Source organism: Mesorhizobium sp. M2A.F.Ca.ET.037.01.1.1 (assembly GCF_003998075.1).
Taxonomy (GTDB): Bacteria; Pseudomonadota; Alphaproteobacteria; order Rhizobiales; family Rhizobiaceae; genus Mesorhizobium.
In genome coordinates this window covers 1-8,813 of sequence record NZ_RZSA01000173.1, presented here as the reverse complement: position 1 = coordinate 8,813, position 8,813 = coordinate 1, and the positions used below count along the sequence as shown (strand labels likewise).

At 62.2% G+C, this 8,813-nt stretch carries 13 protein-coding genes; 8 read left to right on the top strand and 5 right to left on the bottom strand.

All coding sequences use genetic code 11. The annotated features are described in order from the left end of the window. Positions 1 to 30 precede the first annotated feature (30 nt). The 3 genes from EOA27_RS11370 (at position 31) to EOA27_RS11360 (ending at position 1,271) form a co-directional block, all read left to right on the top strand. Positions 31 to 462 carry a TadE/TadG family type IV pilus assembly protein gene (locus tag EOA27_RS11370; RefSeq protein WP_126083410.1) on the top strand — a complete coding sequence of 144 codons (432 nt, stop codon included), beginning with the start codon at positions 31 to 33 and terminating at the stop codon, positions 460 to 462. Positions 463 to 485: 23 nt separating this feature from the next. After that, positions 486 to 686, top strand: a complete 201-nt coding sequence (locus tag EOA27_RS11365) for a hypothetical protein (RefSeq protein ID WP_126083409.1) — start codon at positions 486 to 488, stop codon at positions 684 to 686. Between the two features lie 300 nt (positions 687 to 986). Continuing rightward, positions 987 to 1,271: a hypothetical protein gene (locus EOA27_RS11360; protein WP_126083408.1), complete on the top strand. Its 285-nt coding sequence runs from the start codon at positions 987 to 989 to the stop codon at positions 1,269 to 1,271. Between the two features lie 70 nt (positions 1,272 to 1,341). On the opposite strand, the gene EOA27_RS11355 is transcribed toward EOA27_RS11360, so the two are convergent. Beyond that, positions 1,342 to 1,635 (bottom strand): hypothetical protein, encoded by a 294-nt coding sequence (locus EOA27_RS11355; protein WP_126083407.1) that lies wholly within the window; start codon positions 1,633 to 1,635, stop codon positions 1,342 to 1,344. Between the two features lie 366 nt (positions 1,636 to 2,001). Here EOA27_RS11355 and EOA27_RS11350 point away from each other — a divergent pair, with 366 nt between their 5' ends. Beyond that, positions 2,002 to 2,772, top strand: a complete 771-nt coding sequence (locus EOA27_RS11350) for a hypothetical protein (protein WP_126083406.1) — start codon at positions 2,002 to 2,004, stop codon at positions 2,770 to 2,772. 480 nt (positions 2,773 to 3,252) lie between these two features. Here the strand turns inward: EOA27_RS11350 and EOA27_RS11345 are convergent, their stop codons facing one another. Next, complete coding sequence (locus EOA27_RS11345; protein WP_126083405.1) at positions 3,253 to 3,795, bottom strand: J domain-containing protein; 543 nt, start codon at positions 3,793 to 3,795, stop codon at positions 3,253 to 3,255. A gap of 637 nt (positions 3,796 to 4,432) precedes the next feature. On the opposite strand from EOA27_RS11345, the gene EOA27_RS11340 reads away from it, so the two are divergent. After that, positions 4,433 to 4,840, top strand: a complete 408-nt coding sequence (locus EOA27_RS11340; protein ID WP_126083404.1) for a hypothetical protein — start codon at positions 4,433 to 4,435, stop codon at positions 4,838 to 4,840. A gap of 274 nt (positions 4,841 to 5,114) precedes the next feature. On the opposite strand, the gene EOA27_RS11335 is transcribed toward EOA27_RS11340, so the two are convergent. Continuing rightward, positions 5,115 to 5,480 (bottom strand): exopolysaccharide production repressor protein, encoded by a 366-nt coding sequence (locus EOA27_RS11335; protein ID WP_245463256.1) that lies wholly within the window; start codon positions 5,478 to 5,480, stop codon positions 5,115 to 5,117. 265 nt (positions 5,481 to 5,745) lie between these two features. Continuing rightward, positions 5,746 to 6,555: a DUF1236 domain-containing protein gene (locus EOA27_RS11330; protein WP_127256188.1), complete on the bottom strand. Its 810-nt coding sequence runs from the start codon at positions 6,553 to 6,555 to the stop codon at positions 5,746 to 5,748. A 223-nt stretch (positions 6,556 to 6,778) separates the two neighbouring features. On the opposite strand from EOA27_RS11330, the gene EOA27_RS11325 reads away from it, so the two are divergent. Then, complete coding sequence (locus tag EOA27_RS11325; protein ID WP_126083402.1) at positions 6,779 to 7,084, top strand: DUF1236 domain-containing protein; 306 nt, start codon at positions 6,779 to 6,781, stop codon at positions 7,082 to 7,084. A gap of 210 nt (positions 7,085 to 7,294) precedes the next feature. Beyond that, complete coding sequence (locus tag EOA27_RS11320; protein ID WP_126083401.1) at positions 7,295 to 7,516, top strand: hypothetical protein; 222 nt, start codon at positions 7,295 to 7,297, stop codon at positions 7,514 to 7,516. A gap of 167 nt (positions 7,517 to 7,683) precedes the next feature. On the opposite strand, the gene EOA27_RS11315 is transcribed toward EOA27_RS11320, so the two are convergent. Then, positions 7,684 to 8,031 carry a DUF982 domain-containing protein gene (locus EOA27_RS11315; RefSeq protein WP_126083400.1) on the bottom strand — a complete coding sequence of 116 codons (348 nt, stop codon included), beginning with the start codon at positions 8,029 to 8,031 and terminating at the stop codon, positions 7,684 to 7,686. Positions 8,032 to 8,302: 271 nt separating this feature from the next. On the opposite strand from EOA27_RS11315, the gene EOA27_RS11310 reads away from it, so the two are divergent. Beyond that, positions 8,303 to 8,602: a DUF1236 domain-containing protein gene (locus EOA27_RS11310; RefSeq protein ID WP_126083399.1), complete on the top strand. Its 300-nt coding sequence runs from the start codon at positions 8,303 to 8,305 to the stop codon at positions 8,600 to 8,602. Positions 8,603 to 8,813 lie beyond the last annotated feature (211 nt).

The following is an 8,813-nucleotide window of genomic DNA, read 5'->3' as shown; positions in this document are numbered from 1 at the left end:
ACACCGCGATGGGCCACCAGCAGGTGATCCGTGTCCGCTGAACAGAGAGCCAAGGCGTTTACCGCCAACGCCTCTGGCGGCGCCGCGATCGAGTTTGCGCTCATTGTGCCTTTCCTGATCATGCTGCTCTTCGGCATCTTCGCCTTCGGCTGGTCGATGAACTCCGAGTCCAGCGTGCGCTATGCGCTGGAGGCCTCCGCCCGCTCGCTGCAGCTCAACAACACGCTGACCCAGGCCGACATACAGGCGATCGCGACCCAGAAGCTGCAGGCGCTCGGCTTGCAGAACGTCAACGTCACGATCACCACCGATCCGGCGAGCGGCGGCTTCTGCATGGCGCATGTCAACGCCAGCTACGCGTTCGTCATCAACTTCCCCTATTTCAGCGAGTACCCGGTCAACTATGCGACCACGGTGAACGTGCCGCTGCTCAACAGCGTGCAAGGAGCTTGCCCTCAGTAACAGTCGGAACTGAATCGGCCGATTTGTGCCTTTTTGCGAAGCAGAAGCTGAAGGCGCTCGGCCTGCAAAATGTGAACGTCACGATCACCATCGATCCGGCGAGCGGCGGCTTCCGCATGGCCCATGTCAACGCCAGCTACGCCTTCGTCATCAACTTCCCCTATTTCAGTGATTATCCGATCAACTACACGACGTCCGTGACCGTGCCGCTGGTCGGCGGCTAGAGCAATTCCAGGAAAAGTGCGAGCGGTCAGGCTCGGCGTCTTCGCCGTAGCCTTCCGTTCGGAATTGCGCAAAAACAAGGAGATAGAGCGGTTCGCCGTTTCCGTGAAACGGTGAACAGCTCTAGAAGGGCAGGGGCAAACCGGGCATGAAACCCGTCTCCTCGGGTGGTGCCGGCGGCCTACGTGCCGTCCCATCCACTCCGGCTGATCGGCGCATCATCTTAGCAATCTCTAAAGTCGCAAGCTTGACGCCAGCCACGAATGCTAGGGATTTGCCATCGTCCTATCAGGAGCGCAGCCATGACCTCTCCCGTCGGAAGCCAGCATTCCGCTGGCCTCGTACATCATTCGAGCAAACCTCAGGGATCGTCGGAAACCTTCCCGGGCAAGAGCGCGGAAAGCGTCGGCCACCTTGCAAAGGCCTCGGTCTCCGAGACGAATGCGGGCGAGCCGAACGCGCAAGGAAAAGCCGCGTCCCGCATCGCCCGCATGGATCTGACGGTGCTCTCTCCGACCGGCTCGGGTGAGGAGTCGGATACCTCGCCCGAGGCGCCGGACACCGCCGGCGACGTGGACGCCGCGTGAAACGGTCCCCTCCGCGACCGCACTAAAACGGAGATAGGCGGTCCCCCGTTTCAAGAGACGCTGCAACGCCCTAGCAGCCTTCCGCTGTCGTCTTCATCTGCCCGGGAGCGTTCGATTTGGCGCTGGTGTCCTGTTGTCCAGGGGCTGCCTGCTTCGCGGTTCCGGTCGTCTGTTGTCCGGGGGCGCAATCCTTCGCCGAGTTTGGATTGGTCGAGTTCGTTTTGGTCTGATCCGTGTCCTGGCTGCTGGGCATCGTCGTCGTGGATGAAGAACCCGACGAAGTGCCCGACGAAGTGCCCGACTGCGCTGTCGCCAGACCCCCGGACAGAGCAAGCAGGGCGGCGGCAAGAAGAATGCGTTTCATGACGATTGGTCCTTTCAGGTAACGTCCCTTCAGTCATTTAATCCCGGCGGGGCAGGAGTGTTCCGAGCGCCCGAACGCGCTCGACCTGCGGGGCTTTCGCGTGCCCAATGGCGCCCCTAGGGACCATGGTCCGGCGAGACAAGGGCCCTCATTTTTCCAAACGGCCCAAAAGCGCTCGGCCCTTTGTATTTCTGTGTCATTTCAATGAGTTAACGGAATTTTTTTGGAAGAGTGCGGGGCAATGACGGCGATGCTCTCATTTGGCGACCGCAATTGCCTAAAGTTTATCCGACGCCGTTAGGAAATTCTCATAAGACGCTGCCTAGCGGTTGGGCCACGGTAACGATTCATCTGCGGAGAAGTACAATGACATTGCGTAAGACACTTCTGGCATCCCTTGCCATTCTGGCGCTCGCGGCGGCCCCGGCGCTCGCCGGCAACGGCCATGGCGGCGGCAATGGCGGTAGCCACGGCGGCAATGGCGGCAATGGAAACGGCGGCGGCAATGCCGGTGGCAACGGCAAGAGCGGCGCAGAGCACGGCAAGTCGGCTTCTGCTCACGGCCACAACAAGGGCACCGACGACAGCGCGACCGACGACACCACGACAGCCGCCACGCCGAAGGAGAAGAACCTTCACGCCAAGCTCGGCCGGCTGAACTCGCTGCAGCGCAACATCAACGCCTATATGAATTCCAAGAGCAAGAAGTTCGCTGGCATCCAGGCCTATGTGACAGCGGCAGCGGCAGCTCAGAACGCGCAGGCTGCGCTCGACGCTGCTAATGCCCAGCTGACCACCGACCAGAACAAGCTCGCCGATCTCACCCAGCAGCTCGCCGATCTCAACGCGACTGACACGACGGGCTTCACGCCCGAACAGCAGGCGGCTCTCGATGCGCAGATCACCGATGTGCAGTCGCAGATCGATGCCCAGAACGCGGCGATCACCGCTGACACCCAGGCGGTCGCGGATGCCCAAACCGCGGTTACCAATACACCCGCCCCGGACGACGCGACGTTGGACGCCGCCCTGCAAGACATGGCCAACAAGCCGGTCGACCAGGAAGTGACGGACTGGGCCAAGGGCGTGCTTGCCGACAAGATCGACCAGGCCGCCGCAGCGACGACGACGCCGTAAGTCCAAACGAACCGACCAGAGGGTGGACGAAACGCCGCCGGGCCTCGCCCGGCGGCTTTTTTGTCCGCACCGCCTCGGCGTGAAGCCGTCGGCGCGCCAGGCCGGGCCTATTTCGGCGGCGCGTCAGACCTCAGTCGTCTTGCCTTCGGCGACGCACGGCGCCTATGTCATCGTTGCGCTCCCTGTTCTTGCCCCTCCATGGCGCATGGTTCGGGCTCCGCTCCCCCCAGCGGAACCGAGCCCAGATATGGGGAGTTCAGGAGACGACAGTCGATTCCCCCGGGATGTAGCTGCTCCTTCATCGAGCCCGCCACTGGTTCAGGCACCAGTCGGCGGGCTTTTGATGCCGGCCGGAGCAGTCCGGCCGAGGGCAGTTCCGGGAAATGTGAACGCTCGGCCCGGCGGTTTCGCCGCAACCTTCAGCCTTGTCCGATCGAACGGATCCAACGTTTCGCCTTTTCCCTGAAACGGTGAAACGCTCTAATCGGCGTGATCGAGCAGGCGGGTGGCGTCCGGGCGGTCCCGGCCTTGTTTGCTCCCGGCGTGGTCGATGCCCTCGACCGTGATGGCGAACGTCCCGTTCTCGGTCCTGCCGATGAAGCCCTTCGCCTTGAGGTACCACAGGTGGAATTCAAGGTGCTCGCGCGGGCAGCCCGACAGGCGTTCGAGCTCGTCGTCGCCGATGCCCGGATTGTTGACGTCGCGCCGGCGCCGCACATAGAGAAGCGACAGCAAATTGGCCTGGATGACGGCATCCCTGTCCATGCCGCCGCCGTCGCGCGCGCCATCCGTGAGTTCGTGGCGAAGGCCCAGATGCTCGCGGTAGAGGATGTCGTACTGGGCCCGCTTGACTGGATCCCGCAGCGTATTGTGGGCCTCGACGATCTCGCTGAAGCGCGATTCATTCCCTGTTTCCCGATTATCGGGATGATAGCGCATAGCAAAATAGCGGAAAATCCGCTCGATTGTCTCAGAATTGGCGTTCGGGCTTATTTCCAGAACTTCGTAGTAGTCAGTGAACATGTAATCGTGCTTCCGAAATTACGGAAACCACTCCCCGAATCCGAGCATTGCCCAAATGCCGCGCGCTTGCAAGGCGCCATCGGGCCGGTTCCGAACGGGCGCAAATGCCCGCCGCAACTGCGCGAACTCGAGCGGATTCGGGACGCTGAAGCGCATGCTGTTCGCACGCCTGCCAGCGGGGAAGGGATGTCCTGGTCGGCGCACAGGTTCGCGGGCGCCCGATCGGCGAAAGGCCTGCTCTGCTGTGCGGATTCGAAGCTTGCGGGACTGATCGGCGATCGCGGTGGAATAAATCCCGCACTCCGCTACGTTAGGCATGTCTGAAATTCAGGTGGTAACCTGGATGGGAGCCGATCTCAAGCCCGGCTCCCTTTTTGGCTCTCCTCGAAAGAAGCGAGCCATTTTTTCGCGAAGCCGCCTCGCGGGGCTTTCGTCCGACGACTTCACCGACCTAAAGCGCGTCGCGATCCTTTGGCTTTGCTCATGCGCGTCAGATCTTTGGTTTACGCATGTCTTTATCCCCAAACAGGTTCCCACTTTCGGGAGACATGCTTTAGGTGCGCCATGGCTAATATGGCTGGCTAGATATAGACTTCACAGAGTCGGGTCCACAGAGGCATTGGGAGGGACAACAGAAATGCCACGGGTATCGGAACTCTTCTTCAAGACGGCCATCGTCTTTCTCATCCTGGGCATCGGCGCCGGGCTGCAGATGGCGATTTCGGGCGATCACGGCGCCTTCCCGGCGCATGCCCACATCAACCTTCTAGGCTGGGTCACCAGCGCCATCTTCGGTGGCTATTATGCGCTCAACCCGGCCAAGGCCGAGCGCCGCATCGCCATGATCCATTACGGCCTCTATACGGCCGGCATCGTGATCATGCTGCCGGCGCTCTACTGGATGCTGGCGGCAGGCCATCCGGAGATCGAACCGGTCGTGGCGATAGGCTCGCTGATCGTCGCCGCTGCGGTGCTGGTCTTTGGCTTCGTCGTCTTCTCGTCGTCGGAGACGGTGCGCTCGGCCTCACCAGCCGCGGCACGCTAGCTTGCGCGCGAGCAGGGGCTTCGGCCTGGACGGGCTGGAGCCTCCAACCAAAGAGCACGGCAAGACGGCCGTTTTGCATCGCGCCGAATAACCTTTGTTGCGGACGGGCGCTGGCGACAATGCCAAACTGATCGCGCCTCGGAAGCATGACGCGGGGCTGGCCCGGGCTCGCTGCTGCGCTCGAACAGAGGCGTGCAATGTGTCGGGCGAAACGGATTGCCGCCGGCTTCCGGGGAAGCGACTGGCCGGCCATTCGCGAGCAGGCTACGGCCGGCTAAGGCAACAGCTTCGGAAACAGCAGCGAGATGAGAGCGTGGATGATGCCGTCCCGCTCGAACGGGCCAGGCAATTTGGCGGGCGAGACGGCGCCGTCGCTCGACTTGGCCTCGTCGGTCACGCGGGCCTCGCCATGCACCAGCCACAGCACCGCCGCGAAGTAGCCGGCCTGCAGAATAACCGCGGCAAGGACCGTCCAGCCCAATGCCGCCCAGACCGATCCGGTGGACGCGAATGTCCAGCCGAGGACCACCAGAAGCGTCGCCGCCATTCCCACAAGAAACTGCGGAAAATACATTTGCCCAACCGAGCGCCGCGACCATGTCCAGTCGTCGACGATCTCGCCCATGTCTCTACCCGTCATGACCCTTGCACCTTTTCCGGGTGGACCGCAAGCTTGAACAATCTGCCCGGCGGCCTTGTCGCACCATTGTCCGCTCCGACAGGGACCAAGGGAGCAGGACTTCCTTGTAGCAACCGGCAATTGCGCCGGATCGTTCCATGGGCCCCGGCATTCAAGCAACGTCTCATGGAATGCGTCGGCCGCGCGAGCTGTTTTCCGGGCTGCGGCGGCACTCGGACGACAAAGGCCCGCACTGGCGGGCCTTTCTCTCGTGATGCTGTTCTTGTCAGGTCAGGATAAGGACGATCTTGTAAGTGTCCGGGTCGACAATGACGATGCGTCCGTCGGCCAGCACGAAATACTCGTAGTACTCATAGGCAGGCACGATCTTGACGATGCGGGCCGGCAGGCGGTGCAGCCGCACCTTATGCCGCGGCACCTCGATGCCCACCGAAATGTCGAAGCTGACGTCGCGAACCGGTTCCACCTTGGTCTCGTGGATGATCTGGGTAACCTGGGTCCTCTGCTCGACCGTCACATTGTTGATCGAGGCCGTCTTGTTCTGGTCGGTCTCGACATTGGTGTTGCCCTGGGCGTTCTGCTCGGTCTTGGTACCGGTCTGAGCGTTCTGGTCGGTGGTGCCGGCCTTGCCCTGGGCTTGCTGCTTCTTCTTCAACTGTGTGTTGTCCTGGGCATTCTGGTCAGTCTTCGTGCCGGTGTTAGTCTGAGCGTTTTGCTCCTGCATCTTGGTGTTGCCGCCTTGAGCGTTCTGCTCGGTGGTGGCGCCGGCCTTGCCCTGGGCCTGCTGCTTCTTCTTGAGCTGGGTGTTGTCCTCGGCGTTCTGGTCGGTCTTGGCGCCGGCCTGGCCCTGGGCCTGCTCATCGGTCTTCATCTTGGCCTTGCCCTGGGCGTTCATTTCGGGTTTCGATTTCGTCTCGCCCTGTGCCTGCCCGCCTGCCTTGCCGCCGGTCTTACAGTCGGCCTGGCCCGAGGCGCAGTTGGCATCGCCGCTGGGCTGCACGGATTCGGTCTGCGCCATCGCGGCGCCGCAACCGACGCCGAGTGTGATCATGCTTGTGATCAGCAGATGTTTCATGGGATTTCTCCTCGGAAATAGTCGGTCCCTTCGGATTGGGTAACCCGGGCCGAAATGCATTGTTCCGAAACAGCCGCGCCGCGCCGTGACGTTTCGCGGAGAACGCCGGCGGCGTTTTTTTGCCGGAACAAGGCTTGCCAGATGGCGTTACGCACAGTGCCTATCGGCTGTGAGATCGCAGGCGCAGCGTGAGAGGCAATCGATCCATGCCAAGGAGAAGATCATGAAAATGCACCTCACAACCGCTGCCGCGGGCCTGCTTCTTCTGACCGGTATCGGCGCCGCCGCCGCTCAGGACGTCATCATCCAGCCCGAACAGGAAACAGTCATCCGCGAATATGTGCACAAGCAGCCGCTGGCTTCGGTGAAGGTTCCGGGCGTCGAGTTGAACATCGGCAGCACGGTTCCCGATACGGTCGAGCTGCACGAAGTGCCGAACGTCCAATACCGTTACGTGGTCGTCGACAATCGGACGGTGATCGTCGATCCCGGCACGCGCAAGATCGTCCAGGTGCTCGATAACCGCTAGCGTACCGAAGTTGAATGACCCGCCGCCGGCTTGGGCGGCGGGCCGCCAACCGAGTATTATTTTGTTACCATGTGCTAACGGAACCTTCCCCTCGCGTTTGAGTTAGCGGCTCTGGATCTCAGCTGTCTCATCAGCAACACAAATGCATGGCAGCATAAATTCGGGCGGCGGCGAACAGATACGGGCGGGCCGAGGAGGAGTTTTACGAACATGTCGAAACGAGAAATCGGAACATCCCGTTCGCTCGGGATGCGCGTCGCCGATCTCAAAGCCAGGATGCGGGACGCCCGGATCACCGAGCACGAGATGAAGACCTTCCAGAAGGTCGCGGCCATCATGGGGGGCGGCGAGGGCTCCCTACGCATCGAAGCGGACGACCTGATCGCCGCGTCCTTCGTCACCGAGGCGCTGGGCGAGTCGACGGCGACCTGACAGCGGCCACCAGCCGAAGAGCCCCATCGATCCAGTCGACCGTCAGCCCCGGCGGCGGTCCGCAGGGCAAACGGACGCCAGACGGCTCCACTTGGATCTCGTCGGCCAGCTCCTGAAACCTGCAGGGCAAGCCCAACGCGCAGCGGCCCCAATGCGCACCGGCTCTGTCAGTGCGCCGGCCGCTGCAGCGCCCGGCTCTCGCGTGCCCGGTTGCGCCTGATCTTGGCCTCGCGCAGCACCGCGACCGGATCGGCCCCGGTCCACTCGATCCCCGCCTTCCTCGCGAAGATCAGGAACGCCTGGCGCGCCTTGTCGAGATCGATCTCGCCGGCCCGCGCCGCCTCGCAGGCGCGCAGCGCCCTTGCGTGGCTTTCGCCCCGCGAAGCCGCCGGCCATTCCTTGAGAAAATTCTGCATCCCGGTGAGCGAGGCGATCTCGCGCTTGAAGCCGGCGCCGACGGCGATCGCGATGGGGGCGCGAAGTTGGATGTCGCTTCTGATGTAACCTTCTTGCATGACTGCGGCGCCCTTTGGATTTCAAAGTCTTGGGGAGTTTCAATGCCTTCCAATGCAGAGCCGATGCGAAGGTTCCGCCACCTCAAATTAGTCGTCGCTGACGGAACAACACCTCGCCGGGGGCGTTTGCCCCGGGAGCTCAACTATTCGACTTGCCGATGTTTCCGCCCCGGGCGGTGGCAGGGCGGAGCTCGCAATACGCGATCCGGAGGATCGTCGTGAACCAATACGCGATCCGAAGGGATCGTCGTAAATCCAACAGGAGAGAAACATGAAAACCACCCTCATTCCAGCTGTCGCCGGCCTGGCTCTGATGGCCGGCATCGGCATCGCGGCCGCGGACGAGGTGATCGTCACCCCCGAGCAGCAGACCGTGGTCAAGGAATATGTCCACAAGCATCCGATCGCCTCCGTCAACGTGCTCGGCCTCGAGCTCGGCGTCGGCTCGACCGTGCCTGATACGGTTGAGCTGCAGGAGGTGCCGGACGTGCAATATCGCTATGCCGTGGTCAACGACCACACGGTGTTGATCGATCCCGGCACGCGCCGCGTTGTCCAGGTGATCCAGTAACATACGGCCCCTGAAGAGCCCGATCCTCCCGCCGAAGCATCGGGAGGATCGGGCTCTTCTCGCATCAAGGGAAAGCGCCTAAAATAGCCGCCGGTTTGGGAGGCAACGAAGCGGAAGGAGTCGTTGCCATGCATCATCCACACGTCGAATCACCCAGTATCGCCGCCATGGTCGACAAGCTGCTAGCCGAGCACAGGACGGGCCTACTGTC